A 14,509-nucleotide genomic window follows, 5' to 3' on the forward strand; every position below is an offset into this window, starting at 1 on the left:
CTTCTCTTCCCCTCTTCTGTTCATCCTTCTATTTCTTCGAGTCCCAGTTCTTCCAATGCTTGATAAATTGGCTTTAAACGCGGGATTCCTTCTGCTACCATTTTATCATTAATCCATACAACTGGATAAAAAAGATCTTCTTCTATTATTTTCTCTACATATGCTTGCTGACCAGCGTCTGGTTGCGTTTGATTGATATCGATATAATTATATTGAACGCCGTCAGAAGCATATTTCCTCCCTATTGCTGCCTGAAGCCACTCATACGTATCTTTGGAACCTGGTGCTCCGACACAGCTTGCGCAGATTTGTTCACTTCCATAGACAGTTATCGTTATTGCCGGCATGTTAACACCCTCTCCTTCCAAATATCTCTTTCCTCTCGCCTGTCCTCCATATTAATTATTTTACAAAATAAGCGTAAAAAGATAAAATAAAATTAACCAGCTAATTGAAAATCATTTTCAAATAGATTTTTATGCTTAACCGCGTTATAATAGATTTGTGGGAAAGGAGTAGGTGACTGTGGAAGAGCAAGTACAAGAAGTATTAAGCAAGCTTCGTCCATTCTTATTACGTGATGGCGGAGACGTAGAGTTAGTTGACGTTGACGATGATGGCGTTGTTTTACTTCGTCTCATGGGAGCATGCGGCAATTGCCCTAGTTCAACCATTACATTAAAAGCAGGAATTGAGCGTGCATTGATGGCAGAGGTTCCTGGCGTAACAGAAATAGAACAAGTATTTTAATTAAATATAAACGGAGAGGCTTTTGGCAATATCAAAACCCTGCTCCGTTTTTTATTTTTTTAAAATCAAATTTTGTTCTATGAAATTGGTGTAATTGCTTCTTCTCCGCTGACGACTGCCAGGATATTATCCATGCATAACTCTACCATTCTTTTTCTTGTTTCTACACTGGCAGACCCGATATGCGGAAGACATACGGTATTATTTAAACCAACAAGCGGATGATCTGCTCTAATCGGCTCTTCTTCAAAGACGTCCAATCCTGCTGCTTGGATTTCTCCCGTTTTAAGTGCATGGACAAGTGCATCCTCAACCACTACTTTTCCGCGTGAGATATTAATAAAAATAGCACTTGATTTCATTTTTTCAAAAGCGGCCCGGTTAAACATTTTATCCGTTTCCTTCGTATGCGGAACTACTGTCACAACAAAATCAGAAGTCTCCAAAAGTTCTTCAAAGCTGACATACGTTGCTTGCAATCGTTCTTCTGCATCTTTTTTACGGGAACGGTTATGATATTGGATATTCATATCAAAACCTGCTGCACGTTTCGCTATTGCTTCTCCAATTCTCCCCATTCCTACAATACCGATAGTTTTTGCGTGAATATCTGAGCCGGCAAAGAAAAATGGCGCCCACGCCTGCCACTTATCCTCCTTCACCCACGCATCCGCTTCTACAATTCGTCTGGCAGCAGCCATCAATAAGGAAAAGCCTAAATCTGCGGTCGTTTCCGATAAAACATCCGGTGTATTCGCTGCGATAACATCATGCTTCTCACATGCTTCCAAATCGATGTTATCGTAACCGACGGCCATATTCGCAACCACCTTCAATTGAGGAGCTTTAGACAGAAGCTCTTCATCAATAGAATCACTTAATACGGCAAATAAGGCATTTGCATCAGCAGCCTCTTTCAAAAGCGTCTCTCTTGGCACAGGCTCCTCCTCTTTTTCCCACATCCGGATTTCCAGCTGTTCCTGATAAGCTTTTACATATTTCTCCTCTAATTTGCGCGTAATATAAACCTTTGGCTTGGACATATACGAGTATTCTCCTTCCTGCGATGAAATAATGAATTTTTGCTTATAACCAGCTTATCATAGGTATCTGCCAATCCGAAACATCAACACCTACCGTTTCATAAAACCTCGCCAGTCTCCTCTCATAAACCTCTTGATGCTTTAATAATTGCTCTAACGCTTGAGAATTCGGGTACTGGAAAGCGCCCTCTAAAAAATCGTAAAGATGGATCGGATAGAACAGCCTGGCAAAGATAAGTCTCCACGCAAATACAGACAGCGGCTGATAGTTTTGATAATCATTTAAAAACTGATTAATTTCTGCCTCCGATTTATTTTGTAAAAAAGCATAACGGATATACTCGGCAATATCACGCGTCGGATGGTCATATACGAGTTCATCTGTCCAAACAATTTTCTTTTCAGATGTATTCCATCTGGCAAAAGCAACCGTACTCTGATCTGTTTGTAAGATGCGCTGCTCTTTTTCGCTTTCCCGTAAATATTGAATAGCATTTTCGCTGATTCCTACAATATATGGTAAAATATCCATCACTTCAGATAAATAATTACTCGCTCCTTCTTCTTTTGCCTGTCTTGTTAATTCTTCCTCAAAAAAAGTCAGCTTTTCTTCCCAAAGCTTTCTCCATAACCCATAGCTTGAAATCGCCTTCGGTTCATACTGAAAACTGCTCCCAATGCGGTGAATATCACCGAGCATTTTACCAGGGCTTTCCTGACGAGATATTTGTGACTCATCGTCTAATACAAGAACCATCCACAATTCATTGCCATAATTGGTAAACCAATCTCCGTTGATATTCCGAATGGGATAAGCTACATTGTATAATCCGTTTTCTCTTAAGAAATAGGCCAAAGTGGCTTGTTCCATCAATATCATTTCCTTGTTTGTCGCAGGAATGGTAAAATAGTGATAGCGCTCTTTTTGATAACCCTCACGCTCTTCGATGAATTGCTTCCCTTCTATCTGGATAGCGTATTGACTGCGGAGCATTTCTGACATCGGCATCAACAAACTCCTCCTTATCGTATATATTAACTATATGAAGGAAAGGACTATACAATTATATTAAATCGAAAAAAGGTGTGTTTTAAATGACGAAGTATACAAGCAAAACAGAACTTGAAGTAAGAGCAAGACAGCTTTTAAAAGAACGTGGTGTCAAAATAGATGATATTGCAGAATTGGTATACTATCTGCAATCAAAATATCATAACGATTTAACGATGGATACCTGCCGTTTTAATGTAAATCGTGTGTTAACGAAAAGAGAAGTACAAAATGCAGTCATCACAGGCATTGAATTAGATATGCTGGCGGAGAAAAAGCTATTAAGCGAGCCGCTTCAGGAAACAATTCAGATTGATGAAGGCTTATATGGAATTGATGAAGTCATTGCCTTGTCTATTGTCAATGTCTACGGTTCCATCGGCTTGACCAATTTTGGATATATCGATAAACAAAAACCCGGTATCTTAGAAAAACTGAATGATAAAAGCAGCGGCGAAATCCACACATTTTTAGATGATATCGTCGGCGCTGTCGCAGCTGCAGCCTCCAGTCGTCTGGCTCATGGAGATGCAGAAAATGAACATGAAGAATTAGACGGATAAAAAACATTGGACACAAAAAAGCATTCATTCTCCCTATGCTCATATTAGATAGGGGATGAATGCTTTTTTGCTATTCAAAGGTCCATTCTGATAAATTTTCTATGATATATGTCGGCTGCTCTTCAAAGGTTGCCAGCTCTTCTGTGGAAGTCACCCCGGTAGAAACAAATAACGTATCTACACCGGCATGGATTCCCGACTGGATATCTGTCTGGTAATTATCTCCAACCATTACAACATCCTCTCTCCGCAAACCGAGTACATCTAATGCCTCTTTCATGATAACCGTATCCGGCTTGCCAATAAATACAGGCGCCTGCTGGGTGCTTGTCTGAATCAAAGCAGTAAAAGCTCCGTTGCCTGGTCCCATACCGTCTTCAGTTGGAATAGCGTGATCCCGATTGGTAGAAATAAACTGTGCACCCTTGCGGATAGCTATGCATGCTTTAGCAAGCTTGTCATAGGTAATATCCTTGTCCAGGCCTACAACAACCGCATCCGCATCTGTACTGTCCGTTAATTGGATACCATATTCTTTTATTGGATTCTTCAGACCGCTCTGCCCGATACAGTAGCAGGTTTTTACGGATTGGTCCTGCAGATACTTCGCCGTTGCCATGCTGCTGGTAACGACCTGTTTGTGATTTGCCAGGATTCCTAATCCGTTTAACTTTTCAGCTACTTCCCGGGTGCTTTTTGTAGAATTATTTGTTACAAACACATAAGGAATATTTTTTTCTGCTAATTGCTTTACAAAAGGAATTGCTTCAGGAATAACCTCATTCCCTCTGTAAACAGTCCCGTCTAAATCAATAAGATATCCTTTATATTTCTTCACATTATTACCTCTCTATCTCGATTACATCATACCTATTTTAAGACGCTTGACTGACCGATGTTTATTCTGAGTTAGCAGCTATCCGCCATTGACAGCATTTATCTCCATCAACCAGCAGCGCTTTTGTCTTAATTTCCTGATTCGGAAACAAGGCTTCATACATTTCTTTTTCATGCTTGCACATCACAGGATAATCCCTTGCCACTTCTAAAAAAGGGCAATGAAAATTATTTAATTGAAAGCCTTGCGCACCTTTATCTTCTGCTTGAAACATATAGCCGCTCCGATTTTGAAAATCCTTTAACGCAGCTACTTTTTCTTCCGTTGTAGAACAGGAATCTAAAAGCTTCTTTAATTGCTCTTTTTCCTTCGTTGACTGTTTTTTTAAAAGCTCGCTGATTAGCTGTTTTCCCTGTAATGCTTCTAAATCATGGAGCAGGTCTAAAGAGAGTTCTTTATAGCGATTAGGGAAACTTTCTTGACTTTTCTCTGTTAAACGATAAGTATGATACGGCCGTCCAATCTCTTTTTTATGCTGCTGCACCTCAATAAATCCCTCTTGCACAAGCGTATGAATCTGCTTCCGGACAGCTGTTTCTGAGATAGTAAAATGGGCCATCAGTGTATCCATCGTTATCGTACCCTGCTCTTTCAATACCTGGATAACCTTATCCTTTGTCGAGACACGTTTCCCCATCCGCTTGCCCTCCCCTTTTAAACATACATTTTATTTATTTGAAAAAGCATTTGCTACGCCTAGTTCATTCTGCAGATATGTATGAATCCGCTTTGAAAAATAGGTAAATACCTCTGCGTGCTCTTCAAAAAACTGCTCCAGACTTTGATGATCGATTGCCTGATATTCATGTACTAAAGGTTTACGCCAATGAATCAGAGCTTTATATACTGCTTCTTCCTCCGCAGGAATAACTTTTTCATCTGTTAAGATGTCAATAATATCCTCGTAACTACCCGGATCCCTCATAATAAAACCGTCTATCATCATATTTCCTACATCCAGCACACCTTCGATAAAGACATGCGCCATGCGCTCCAACGCAAGATATTCTACTGGGCTGTGATAGGAATGATTCTTTAACGTATCTAAAATCTCATTCATAAATGTCAATGTCTGATTAATTTTTTCCTGATCTACAAAATACATTATGATTCCCCCAAAAACGTCTATACTAAAGGATGTTTCCATACTACTATTATCATATCATAATTTGTAATGTATTTTCACTGAACTTTCTTGATAAAGTATAGAATTAAGAAGCGAATCTTTCCTTCTTTTTCAAAAAACGTGATATAGTAAGTCTAATACGTGTGAAGGAGATAAATGCCGAATGGAAAAGCGAGATATTTTAAAAATGGATGCCACGGGTATAGCATCCGCAATTAAAAAGAAGCATCTAACCTCTATAGATGCTGTAACAGCTTTTATTGAACAAATCAAAGCGATTAACCCTTCCATTAATGCAGTTGTTGAAGAAAGATTTACTGAAGCGCTGCAAGAGGCTCAGGAAGCAGATGAACTGCTGCAGAATAATGGGGCTCTGGGTAAATTACACGGAGTTCCCATCAGCATCAAAGAGTGCTTTCATGTGAAGGGAATGAAAACTACAGCAGGCTTAGAACACCGTCAGGACCTTATTTATCAAGAGGATGCAGAAGTTGTTCAGCAATTAAAGCAGGAGGGCGCTATTATACTCGGAAAAACAAATACGCCTGCACTTTGCTTCTGTCAGGAAACGGATAATAAGTTATATGGCAGAACAAATAATCCCTGGGACATCACCAAAACCGCTGGAGGCTCCAGCGGTGGTGAAGGTGCGCTGCTTGCTTCCGGCGGGTCTGCTGTCGGGATTGGTTCAGATATTGGCGGTTCCATTCGTTTTCCATCTCATTTTAATGGAGTTATCGGTTTCAAACCCGGGAAGGATACCATTTCCACAGAAGGCCATTTTCCGTCTGTCCAGCATGAACTGCAACATCGGATGCTGACAGTCGGGCCAATGGGGAAATCTGTAGAGGATATGCAGCTTATTTATGAAATTTTATCTCCAAGCCACTTCAAGCATCAGACATTGCAGGAATTTAAAATAGAAATATTACCAGCTAATCCAGGCTATCCGCTTTCCACAAGAACAGGGAATTTATTAGGGCAGCTGGAAAATTTTCTTGAAAGAATTTACAATGTCCAGCAGGTGATGCCGCCTTATTTTAGGGACAGTGCCTTAATATGGCAGGAAATCATGTCGATTAATGGAAGTAAATTGGTTGAAGATGAAGCTTTTAATAATGACCGCTCCGGATTAGTGCGTTCCTTTTTAAAAGAGAAACTGAGACAGCGTACGAATGTCCACCCATATTTATCCTGGGCCATTATTGGAGCAAAAATGTTTAAACCTTCGCAAAAAAGAGTCCGGGAAATAATGGATATCATTCAGCAGGGTGACGAGCTGTTAAAAACATATTTAGATAAAAGGCTGCTGATAATGCCCGTGTATTATCAGTCCGCATTAGATCACGGGCAGGTTTTTAAAGAGATTTTCTCTATCCGTAAAACCTATTTGCAATACATGCCTTATACTGCCTATGCGAATGTATGGGGGCTTCCTGCTCTGACTATTCCAGTTGGAGAAGACGAGAAAAACATGCCCATCGGCGTACAAATTATCAGCAGTATTGGTAATGAGGATGCCATTTTTCGTCTGGGTAAATTACTTACGAAACGCTTTCGCGGGTATAAGCTGGCAGAGGTGACAGACAGGTAATTATTAGAAGGCGAGATTTCCCTCCATCTGCACAAACTACAAACTAACGGGAGGGAAATAACGATGCCAAAAAAAGATTATCAAGAGCATTCAACCGTTCAAAAACAGCATGATGCCCTCATTCCAGAGGAATTTCCCGAAGGGCCTTTTGGATCTGATATTCGTGAACATGACTTGGTTTCTGGAAAGTCAACAGATTGGGAAGAAGGCCAGCAGCGCACAAGTGCCTTCACCTACGCAGACAAAAAACAGCATAAAAAGCTGCAACGAAGAGCTCCCGGAGCCCATCCTCTCGAAGAAAAAGATAATTAAAGCTTTCCTGCTGTATAAAAAAAGAAGTTCAAAATGTCTTCTTAGCCATAAGAAGATAGATTGAACTTCTTTTATTTCTGCATCTTTTTCAAAACAAAATAAGCACAGCCGAAATTACAGTATTCATAAATATAATCCTGAAAACAGCTGATTTTCGCATCTATTGGTGCTTTGGCATGATTATCATGATAAAACCCTTTTAAACGAAGCTGTTCATACGCCCAATCGCCTACGATAAAATCATATTTTGATAAAACCTCTGAATAGCGCTCTTTCACAGCTTCTGCTTCAAAGCCTTCTTTATTTTCTTCAATTAATTCATATGTTTTTCCATTTAACTCAATCATAAGAGAATAGTCACACTCCTTATCAATTATTCTTAGTTTATCACAGAAACAGTTAGAAAAACCAGAAAAAATTACCTGCATGATTTACGCTTGTTTTCCAAAACTAAGATGTAAGAAATAGTTCTTGGAAAGGAGACTTAAAGATGAAAAAAGGATTTGGAATCATTTTATTAAGCCTTGTTATAACGCTTGCAGCTTGTGCAACAGATCAAAATAACTCCGATTCTGACCCATTAGATCCAAAAAACAGAAACCCGGAGATGGAATCAAACACGAATTCGCCATCTCGTGATCAGCTTGGTTTTGTCCGTTATACACAGGATGAATTTAATCAAGATAATACATCAGAACCAAAAGAGATTCATGTAGACCGGGAAGAGATGGCTGATATGATTACCCGCATTTTATTACAGAACCCTGATTTTAAAGAAGTAGCCACGCTTGTAACGGATGAAGAAGCTTTGATTGCTTTTGAAGCTTCAGATAACCTATCCAAAGAAATGGCAATTGATAATGCAGAAAAAACAGCAATGTCTGTACTGCCTGGCTATTATACGATTCATGCTTCTAATAACAGAAGCTTGATTCAAAACATTGAAACCCTGCATTATTCTGTGATGGAGAATGAAGATGTAGATACCGGGCCTCTGGTACAGGAAATTGTCGACACGATGAAGAAGGATGATTAAAAAATACTTATCCCATAAGGAGGTGATTTATCTGGCTAGAATTCGCACTACGGTCCTGATTATGTGCTGCTTTCTTACCTTTATGCAAACCACCGCTGTTGTCCATGCAGAATCAGAGGATCAAATATATACAGACCGCATGGCTCTATTCAAAAAGGTAGAAAGCCTTACCCAGGTCCCTTGGTATTATTTTGCTGCAATGGATAATTACGAACGTAACACACTCTCTTCCTCAGAAGAAGAAAAGGTTATTTCCATACAATTTGAAGAGACCGCATGGTTTGGGCTGGGAAATGCAGCTAAATCAACAGAACAGGGAGTTATCAGACAATTTGGCGGAATTGGTAAAGACGGAAATGGTGATGGCCAGGCAGATCCCGATGATCCTGAAGACATCCTTTATACGATGGCAAATCATATCTTAGCATATGGTCTGCATAAGGATGATGTTAAAATCGCACTCTGGGAGCATTATAAACGTGACTTGACTGTCCAGACAATCATGAACACCGCCAAAGTGTTTCAAAATTTTGGCGAAATCAACCTGACAGATCGTGCCTTTCCTTTAGATACAGATTATAATTACAGTTACCGCAGTACGTGGGGAGACCGCCGCGGTTTTGGCGGCTTGCGCATCCATGAGGGGACCGATATCTTTGCATCCTACGGCGTCCCTGTCCGCTCAACAACCTATGGTGTGGTCGAAATGATGGGATGGAACTTATATGGAGGCTGGCGTATTGGTATACGGGATATCTATAATATTTATCATTATTATGGACATATGAGCGGCTATGAGGATGATGTAAAAGTAGGCCAGGTAGTAAAACCGGGAGACGTGTTAGGCAGCGTCGGATCTACTGGTTACGGCCCTCCTGGAACTTCTGGAAAATTCCCGCCGCACCTGCATTATGGCATGTATAAAGATAATGGATACAGTGAATTTTCATTTGATCCTTATCCTTATATCTCGAAATGGGAACGGATGGAGAAAAATAATTAATAACAATCCTATCCGTGAAAAAGGTGTGTATCCCAGTTGTAAAACAGGATACACACCTTTTTAAATAAAATATTGAGGATAGCCGCTCCAACGGGTTTCATGGAATGAATAACCTTCGACCCCAGAAATACACTACGCTTTCCGTCGGCTTAAGCTAAGCCGTTACCCGCGGAAAGCGACTTCCCGGAGCGGACATCTACTCGGCAAGAATACCAGTATTTTAAAGACCAATTTATTCTCTTGGCTTTTCTTAAGTTTAAATAAGAGTAACACTTATCCTTTACTTTTCTGGACAGCGTTCCAAATACTAGCTGCTAATCCGCCCCATATCACAACAATACCGATAATCATTACAATGATAGCTGAAGCACCCATACGCATCTTCCCTCCTATTTATCTTCATAATCGGATAGAGAATTTTCTGACTTCCATTTCAAAGCTGCCAGGATAATTCCAAGAACTAACACACCTACTACTACGGCCCAGCCTGTATTATTGATAAAGGCATTCGAGTAATTTTCATAGTTCCCGGTATCTGTATCAAACTCTCTTAATAAATTCTGCTTAAACAGCCCAAACATCATATAACCCATAACTACTGGTGTAATCATAGCTAAGCTGATTGTCCACCAGGAACCTAAACGGATATCTGAAATTTCATTAGCATGATTTTTAAGCATATTGGTTTTACGAAGAATCCAGGCAATCAGGACAACTTCGACAAGACCGATCATGGCAACTCCGAACTGGTTAATGAAATAATCGACATTATCTAAGAAGTACAAGCCACCTCTGGAAGCATATAATAAGGAAATCAATGCTGCGAGACCGCCTCCGAAAAGAACGGCTTTCGATCGTGTGATTTTAAACTTATCTACCAATGCTGCTACATACGCTTCTGTAATGGACATAAGAGATGTAATTCCGGCAAGCGTCAATGAGATAAAGAAGAGCGCTCCGAACAATCCATTAAATGCCGGCAACTCATTGATAATGGCCGGAAAGACAACAAAAGCAAGACCGACCCCGCCAGCGACGACATCATCCACACTGACACCGGCAGAAAATGCCATAAATCCTAATATTCCAAACACCCCAATTCCCGCTAATAATTCAAAGCCGGAATTTCCAAAACCAACAATAAATGCATTATTGGTAATATCAGATTTTTTAGGGAGATAACTTGAATACGTAATCATAATTGCAAAAGCAATCGATAAGCTGAAGAAAATTTGTCCATATGCTGCAATCCATACACTTGGTGACAAAATTTGACTGAAATCAGGTGTAAAGAAGGCATTCAATCCATTCATTGCTCCTGGCAGCGTGACTGCTCTTATTACAATAATAATAAATACGATGAGAAGCAAAGGAATAAAAATCCGGTTTGCAACCTCGATTCCTTTTTTTACACCGCGGAATAAAATTCCCAGCACCAATAGCCAAACAATCACTAACGGAATAACTACTCCCGGTACCAATCCGCCTATTTCCCCAGGAATCTCCGCCAATTGAAGATGCTCCCCAAATAAAAATCCTTCTGTATCTTCTCCCCAAGACAGATTAAACGAAAAGATAGAATAAGATATTGCCCAGGCAATAATTACCGAATAATATGTTGAAATAACAAAAGCAACAAGTACTGCCCACCATCCAATAAACTCTGTTTTCTTATTCATTTTTCGAAATGTCAAAGGTGCAGAACCCCGATACTTTTGACCCATGGTAAATTCCATAATTAAAATTGGAATACCCGCAGTCAGTAAAGCAAATAGATAAGGAATAAAAAATGCTCCGCCGCCATTTTCATAAGCAACAGCAGGAAATCTCCATATATTTCCTAAACCAACTGCTGATCCGACAGCCGCTAAAATAAACCCCGCCCTTGTTCCCCATTGTGATCGACTCTCCATCCATCATAACCCCCTTTTTTAATGAATAACAACAGAATGAAAGCGCATTAAATAAGAATAATAACAAAAATCATTACTTTCAGACTATTTATCTTGTATTATAGCTTTTTTGACATTTTTGTCAAATATCTAATTATGGAAATAGCAGGATTTAATTGCAATACCCTTATTACATCATAAAAGGCTTGGAATACTAAAATGTATTCCAAGCCTTCTGTTAAGATGCCTTCTTTTTATTTTTATTAATCAGGAAATGAGTAATCCAGACAATCCCAGCCAAAAGAACAAGCGTTACAGTTAAAGCTAACCACGTAGAATGAGTTAGTCCAATAACCAAGAAACCAATCAAAGCAGTAAAAGCAGCAATGAAAGCATAAGGCAGCTGTGTAATAACGTGGTCTATATGGTGCGCCCCGGCTCCGGTTGCAGATAAAATTGTTGTATCAGAAATAGGTGTACAATGATCACCGAACACTGCTCCGGCTAATACAGCCGCTAATGCAGGTAAAAATAGCCCCATATCTGTGTTCGCCATAACCTCCGCTGCAATCGGAAGCATAATGCCAAAAGTTCCCCATGATGACCCGGTTGCCAAAGCCATTAAACCGGCAATAATAAACAGAATAGCCGGCAGAAAATCTGCAGAAATAGAGGAATTATTTACTAAACCAGCTAAATAGCTTCCAGTCTCTAAAGCACCGATAATCGAACCAATCATCCACGCAAGAACGAGAATATTAATTGCAGGAATCATGGTTTTAAAGCCTTCAATAAAAATACGTCCCATGTCTGAGCGCGGTTTTCTTTGCTGCATATGAAAAATAATAGAAGTAAGAACAGCTGCAACACCGCCAATAATTAAGGAAAGATTAACATTCGTATTGGCAAAGGCATCAAGGATAGATGCGCTCCCTTCTGTTTCCATAATCCCTGTCACAATCATAGCAAGGACGGTAACAATAAATAAGACAATGATAGGAACAATTAAATGAAATACTTTTCCATCCTTATGCGGATCAAAAATATCACCTAAATCCCCAGAAACCTGAATTCTTTTTGGATCCAGCAGTTCTCCCTTTTCTTTTGCTCTTTTTTCATGCGTGCGCATCGGACCGATATCAAAATGAAAATACGCCACAATAAACACCAGAACAATCGAAGCAATCGCATAAAAGTTTAATGGAATCATTTGTATAAATGCTTCAATCGGCTGCAAATTTGTAATTCCATTTGCTGCAAATAACCCGCCTAAAATACCAATAATATAGGCTCCCCAGCTTGATATAGGTGCGATTACGGTAACGGGAGCAGAACTGGAATCAATGTAATATGCCAGTTTCGCCCGGGAAATTTTTTGCCTGTCTGTTACAGGTCTTGCAATCTGTCCAACTGCTAAGCTGTTAAAATAGTCATCTATAAAAATAATCAATCCAATTACAGCAGTCATGATTTCCGCACCGGTACGTGTTTTCACCCGGCGCAGCATCCAATCTCCAAAAGCTTTAGCCCCGCCAGAAGCTTGGAGAAACGCAGTAAGCACGCCCAGAAAGAGAAGAAAACTGATTAATAATAGATTCCCCATCTCCAAGGCTCCATCTGCATAAAAAATTGTATAAAATACCGTCCATATTTCTTTTAATGTTCCCCATATATGGAAATCATTTAATAATAATGCTCCTACAACAATCCCTGTTCCTATTGAGATAAGAACCTTTCTTGTTAACACCACTAATATCAGCATGACAATTGCAGGTATCAGTGACCAAAACGTACCTTCCATGTTAAGACCTCCAACGATTTATTTTCGAGCTGAGTATTTAAGCATTTTGAATAAGGTCAACGACGCGTAATGAATAATGGAAACTGCAGTTCCTTTTGAAATAATTACGTGCATATAACCGATTCGAAATAGGAAAGTAAGACACAGGGATATCTATCATACTCAAGTACTGTTTCACAGTAAAAACATATACAAATTACCCTTTAAAAACGCAAAAAAACAATGATAGAAAATAACCTATCATTGTTTCACCAATTCACGTTATCCTCCATTTCGATCAGTAGTTCTCCATGTAAATCATTACATGACAGCATAATACTTTTTCAGTAATATGCCAGCAATATAAAGCATGACCTCTTTATATACTTCGGCAAACTATCCTTTCTCCAGCAATCTTCGTTGTCATTCTCCTGCCGGATACTCATCTAATCTGCGCCTCTACCTCACCGATCTGATAAGGTTTTTATTCAATTATAAATATCTTCTCAACTAATTTGTACTATACTACATATTCAGTCACTCTGCAAATCATCTTTTGGTACGGCAATATCAGGAGCATTTCCATCCCCGCCATAGAAATCAGGCACTTTTCCCATAATTGCGCCTCCATCTAAATAAAGCTCGGTATGTACAGTTCTAACTTCGGAGGTAAATGGCACAATAATTTGTACATCTGCTTCTACATTGATATACAGGGAAACCCAAGCTCCATTAATCCCAAATTCTTCTTTATCCTCGACCACATTTGTCCGCACTGCTCCAACCACTTCCATATTAATAGGAATTTTAGGACCTAAATTAGCCAGTACAGAATTTCCCGTTACTTGCCCTAAAGGAATCTCAATCAGCGTAGGATCAATCTGTACCCTGCCATCCGCACCGCCCTCATAGTCATAAGGCTCATGCAGATTATGCTCAAATTCAAGCTGCTCCCCCCGATTCACATGCGCAAAATACTCCTCTACCCGGTCAGTAGCTACCCGGTTGATTTCACTGATAACTGCAGGATCTCGGTTATATGTTACTAAATTTCCTTCATTGTCATAGGTAATGTTCAGGATATCCTCAAATCCATATTCCTCTACATAATATACAGCGGAGTTAATCGCTCTCGTAGCAAATTCATCCGCTTTTCGTTTGGCAATATCAATAACAATCGGTTCAATTTTGACGTTTATCAAATAAAAACTAAAGCCCACTACTGCAAAGAATAAAATTAACGTCAGCATCAGAATGGAGCGTCGAGAGGGGGGCATTCTTCTTTTTCTTCCCGTTCGCTTTCGAAATCGATATCTTCTTTTAAGTTTCAATGCAACAACCCCCTTCGTAATAATTTATGCAATTATGGAAGGGAATTAGAACAAAGGAAAATGGATTGGTTTTACATGTAAAAAGACACTTCTTCTGTCCCCTGCAAGAACAAAAAAAGTGTCTTTCCAT

Annotated in this window: 17 protein-coding genes and 1 riboswitch; of the genes, 6 read left to right on the top strand and 11 right to left on the bottom strand. The window is 39.6% G+C overall.

The window, feature by feature from the left end; genetic code table 11:
• Nucleotides 1-20: 20 nt before the first annotated feature.
• On the bottom strand, nucleotides 21-347 hold the full coding sequence (locus ACFO3P_RS13230) for a YuzD family protein (protein ID WP_193063664.1): 327 nt from the start codon (nucleotides 345-347) through the stop codon (nucleotides 21-23).
• Between the two features lie 178 nt (nucleotides 348-525).
• On the opposite strand from ACFO3P_RS13230, the gene ACFO3P_RS13235 reads away from it, so the two are divergent.
• Entirely contained in the window at nucleotides 526-750 is a 225-nt protein-coding gene (locus ACFO3P_RS13235; RefSeq protein WP_040979025.1) for a NifU family protein, read from the top strand.
• Nucleotides 751-827: 77 nt separating this feature from the next.
• Here the strand turns inward: ACFO3P_RS13235 and ACFO3P_RS13240 are convergent, their stop codons facing one another.
• Nucleotides 828-1,793 carry a 2-hydroxyacid dehydrogenase gene (locus ACFO3P_RS13240; protein ID WP_193063663.1) on the bottom strand — a complete coding sequence of 322 codons (966 nt, stop codon included), beginning with the start codon at nucleotides 1,791-1,793 and terminating at the stop codon, nucleotides 828-830.
• A 43-nt stretch (nucleotides 1,794-1,836) separates the two neighbouring features.
• Nucleotides 1,837-2,802 carry a hypothetical protein gene (locus ACFO3P_RS13245; RefSeq protein WP_193063662.1) on the bottom strand — a complete coding sequence of 322 codons (966 nt, stop codon included), beginning with the start codon at nucleotides 2,800-2,802 and terminating at the stop codon, nucleotides 1,837-1,839.
• Nucleotides 2,803-2,888: 86 nt separating this feature from the next.
• Between ACFO3P_RS13245 and ACFO3P_RS13250 the strand changes: the two genes are divergently transcribed.
• On the top strand, nucleotides 2,889-3,407 hold the full coding sequence (locus ACFO3P_RS13250) for a phosphatidylglycerophosphatase A family protein (protein ID WP_042530643.1): 519 nt from the start codon (nucleotides 2,889-2,891) through the stop codon (nucleotides 3,405-3,407).
• 70 nt (nucleotides 3,408-3,477) lie between these two features.
• Here ACFO3P_RS13250 and ACFO3P_RS13255 read toward each other — a convergent pair whose 3' ends face one another.
• From ACFO3P_RS13255 to ACFO3P_RS13265, 3 genes are all read right to left on the bottom strand, one after another.
• Complete coding sequence (locus ACFO3P_RS13255) at nucleotides 3,478-4,245, bottom strand: TIGR01457 family HAD-type hydrolase (protein ID WP_193063661.1); 768 nt, start codon at nucleotides 4,243-4,245, stop codon at nucleotides 3,478-3,480.
• Between the two features lie 61 nt (nucleotides 4,246-4,306).
• Nucleotides 4,307-4,942 carry a helix-turn-helix transcriptional regulator gene (locus ACFO3P_RS13260; protein WP_193063660.1) on the bottom strand — a complete coding sequence of 212 codons (636 nt, stop codon included), beginning with the start codon at nucleotides 4,940-4,942 and terminating at the stop codon, nucleotides 4,307-4,309.
• A gap of 30 nt (nucleotides 4,943-4,972) precedes the next feature.
• Nucleotides 4,973-5,410, bottom strand: coding sequence for a DUF86 domain-containing protein (locus tag ACFO3P_RS13265; protein WP_042530636.1), 438 nt, complete (start codon nucleotides 5,408-5,410; stop codon nucleotides 4,973-4,975).
• Between the two features lie 184 nt (nucleotides 5,411-5,594).
• Between ACFO3P_RS13265 and ACFO3P_RS13270 the strand changes: the two genes are divergently transcribed.
• Together ACFO3P_RS13270 and ACFO3P_RS13275 are read left to right on the top strand one after the other, a co-directional pair.
• A complete protein-coding gene (locus ACFO3P_RS13270; RefSeq protein ID WP_042530635.1) occupies nucleotides 5,595-7,025 on the top strand; it encodes an amidase in 1,431 nt (476 codons plus the stop codon).
• Nucleotides 7,026-7,088: 63 nt separating this feature from the next.
• Complete coding sequence (locus ACFO3P_RS13275; protein ID WP_042530633.1) at nucleotides 7,089-7,337, top strand: hypothetical protein; 249 nt, start codon at nucleotides 7,089-7,091, stop codon at nucleotides 7,335-7,337.
• 71 nt (nucleotides 7,338-7,408) lie between these two features.
• Here the strand turns inward: ACFO3P_RS13275 and ACFO3P_RS13280 are convergent, their stop codons facing one another.
• Entirely contained in the window at nucleotides 7,409-7,684 is a 276-nt protein-coding gene (locus tag ACFO3P_RS13280; RefSeq protein WP_042530631.1) for a YutD family protein, read from the bottom strand.
• Between the two features lie 143 nt (nucleotides 7,685-7,827).
• On the opposite strand from ACFO3P_RS13280, the gene ACFO3P_RS13285 reads away from it, so the two are divergent.
• Entirely contained in the window at nucleotides 7,828-8,373 is a 546-nt protein-coding gene (locus tag ACFO3P_RS13285; RefSeq protein ID WP_042530629.1) for a YhcN/YlaJ family sporulation lipoprotein, read from the top strand.
• Nucleotides 8,366-9,376, top strand: a complete 1,011-nt coding sequence (locus ACFO3P_RS13290) for a M23 family metallopeptidase (RefSeq protein WP_413465444.1) — start codon at nucleotides 8,366-8,368, stop codon at nucleotides 9,374-9,376. The genes ACFO3P_RS13285 and ACFO3P_RS13290 overlap by 8 nt, the downstream gene beginning before the upstream one ends.
• A gap of 273 nt (nucleotides 9,377-9,649) precedes the next feature.
• Here ACFO3P_RS13290 and ACFO3P_RS13295 read toward each other — a convergent pair whose 3' ends face one another.
• The 4 genes from ACFO3P_RS13295 to yunB all read right to left on the bottom strand — a co-directional run bounded on the left by ACFO3P_RS13295 (nucleotide 9,650) and on the right by yunB (nucleotide 14,379).
• Nucleotides 9,650-9,751 carry a methionine/alanine import family NSS transporter small subunit gene (locus ACFO3P_RS13295; protein ID WP_139089031.1) on the bottom strand — a complete coding sequence of 34 codons (102 nt, stop codon included), beginning with the start codon at nucleotides 9,749-9,751 and terminating at the stop codon, nucleotides 9,650-9,652.
• Nucleotides 9,752-9,765: 14 nt separating this feature from the next.
• Complete coding sequence (locus ACFO3P_RS13300; protein WP_193063659.1) at nucleotides 9,766-11,289, bottom strand: sodium-dependent transporter; 1,524 nt, start codon at nucleotides 11,287-11,289, stop codon at nucleotides 9,766-9,768.
• Between the two features lie 217 nt (nucleotides 11,290-11,506).
• Nucleotides 11,507-13,069, bottom strand: coding sequence for a Na+/H+ antiporter NhaC family protein (locus ACFO3P_RS13305; RefSeq protein WP_193063658.1), 1,563 nt, complete (start codon nucleotides 13,067-13,069; stop codon nucleotides 11,507-11,509).
• A gap of 273 nt (nucleotides 13,070-13,342) precedes the next feature.
• A riboswitch (Lysine riboswitch) is annotated at nucleotides 13,343-13,518 on the bottom strand.
• 63 nt (nucleotides 13,519-13,581) lie between these two features.
• Nucleotides 13,582-14,379 carry a sporulation protein YunB gene (gene yunB, locus ACFO3P_RS13310; RefSeq protein WP_226894835.1) on the bottom strand — a complete coding sequence of 266 codons (798 nt, stop codon included), beginning with the start codon at nucleotides 14,377-14,379 and terminating at the stop codon, nucleotides 13,582-13,584.
• Between the last annotated feature and the right edge of the window lie 130 nt (nucleotides 14,380-14,509).

This window comes from Oceanobacillus aidingensis (assembly GCF_042654105.1).
GTDB classification, from domain to species: domain Bacteria; phylum Bacillota; class Bacilli; order Bacillales; family Amphibacillaceae; genus Oceanobacillus; species Oceanobacillus oncorhynchi.

Coding starts and splice junctions, on each gene's coding strand:
- ACFO3P_RS13270 (WP_042530635.1), top strand. CDS start 5,595: ATGGAAAAGCGAGATATTTTAAAAATGGATGCCACGGGTATAGCATCC.
- ACFO3P_RS13290 (WP_413465444.1), top strand. CDS start 8,366: ATGATTAAAAAATACTTATCCCATAAGGAGGTGATTTATCTGGCTAGA.
- ACFO3P_RS13280 (WP_042530631.1), bottom strand. CDS start 7,684: ATGATTGAGTTAAATGGAAAAACATATGAATTAATTGAAGAAAATAAA.
- ACFO3P_RS13250 (WP_042530643.1), top strand. CDS start 2,889: ATGACGAAGTATACAAGCAAAACAGAACTTGAAGTAAGAGCAAGACAG.
- ACFO3P_RS13285 (WP_042530629.1), top strand. CDS start 7,828: ATGAAAAAAGGATTTGGAATCATTTTATTAAGCCTTGTTATAACGCTT.
- ACFO3P_RS13295 (WP_139089031.1), bottom strand. CDS start 9,751: ATGGGTGCTTCAGCTATCATTGTAATGATTATCGGTATTGTTGTGATA.
- ACFO3P_RS13260 (WP_193063660.1), bottom strand. CDS start 4,942: ATGGGGAAACGTGTCTCGACAAAGGATAAGGTTATCCAGGTATTGAAA.
- ACFO3P_RS13240 (WP_193063663.1), bottom strand. CDS start 1,793: ATGTCCAAGCCAAAGGTTTATATTACGCGCAAATTAGAGGAGAAATAT.
- ACFO3P_RS13275 (WP_042530633.1), top strand. CDS start 7,089: ATGCCAAAAAAAGATTATCAAGAGCATTCAACCGTTCAAAAACAGCAT.
- ACFO3P_RS13300 (WP_193063659.1), bottom strand. CDS start 11,289: ATGGAGAGTCGATCACAATGGGGAACAAGGGCGGGGTTTATTTTAGCG.
- ACFO3P_RS13305 (WP_193063658.1), bottom strand. CDS start 13,069: ATGGAAGGTACGTTTTGGTCACTGATACCTGCAATTGTCATGCTGATA.
- ACFO3P_RS13265 (WP_042530636.1), bottom strand. CDS start 5,410: ATGTATTTTGTAGATCAGGAAAAAATTAATCAGACATTGACATTTATG.
- ACFO3P_RS13245 (WP_193063662.1), bottom strand. CDS start 2,802: ATGCCGATGTCAGAAATGCTCCGCAGTCAATACGCTATCCAGATAGAA.
- ACFO3P_RS13230 (WP_193063664.1), bottom strand. CDS start 347: ATGCCGGCAATAACGATAACTGTCTATGGAAGTGAACAAATCTGCGCA.